At 67.3% G+C, this 591-nt stretch carries 1 protein-coding gene and 1 pseudogene; both read right to left on the reverse strand.

All coding sequences use genetic code 11. The features are described 5' to 3' along the window. Positions 1-137 (reverse strand): annotated as a pseudogene (locus tag LDO54_RS39250) (EmrA/EmrK family multidrug efflux transporter periplasmic adaptor subunit); the annotation flags it as partial. Between the two features lie 47 nt (positions 138-184). Further along, the coding region (locus LDO54_RS15325; RefSeq protein ID WP_224011534.1) for a TolC family protein at positions 185-591 on the reverse strand (407 nt) is incomplete at its 5' end.

Raw genomic sequence — 591 nt, forward strand, 5'->3', positions numbered from 1 at the left:
GCGACGAGGAAGTAGTAGAGGCCGTAGGCAATGGCTGCAATCACGATCACGAGGACGAGCAGCGTCATCATGCGCTTGCGCTTGCCGTTGTTCGCGTTCGGCTGCGGATTGGCGGCCGGTTGCTGGGGGGTGCTCATGGAAGGATCTCCGGGTTCTTGCGTGCTGTGCGTTCAGTTATTGGAATTCAGTTCGTCGCGGCGGCCGCGTGCGCCGACGTGGCCGAAGCCGACGAAGCCGACGCGCTCCACGGCGCATCGCGCCACGGGCTGCCGTTCACGTCGCTCTGGCCGCTGTTCGTGCCCTTCGCTTCGCTGCCGACCTGCGCCGGCGGCACGAGCCCCGCGTTCTGCGCGTCGAAGCCGCCGCCCAGCGCCTTGATCAGCGCCATCTGCTCGTCGGCGCGCTGCGACTTCAGGTTCGTCACGGTCTGCTCGGCGGCGAGGCGGTTCTGGTCGGCGTTGAGCACCTGCAACTGCTCGGAGAGGCCCGCCTTGTAGCGGATCACGGCGAGCTGGTACGCCTTCGTCGACGCATCGAGCGCGTGCTGCGCGTCGACCAGCTGCTTGTCCGCCGAACGGATCGACGACACCG

The sequence above is a fragment of the Paraburkholderia tropica genome, assembly GCF_914484835.1.
Taxonomy (GTDB): domain Bacteria; phylum Pseudomonadota; class Gammaproteobacteria; order Burkholderiales; family Burkholderiaceae; genus Paraburkholderia; species Paraburkholderia tropica_A.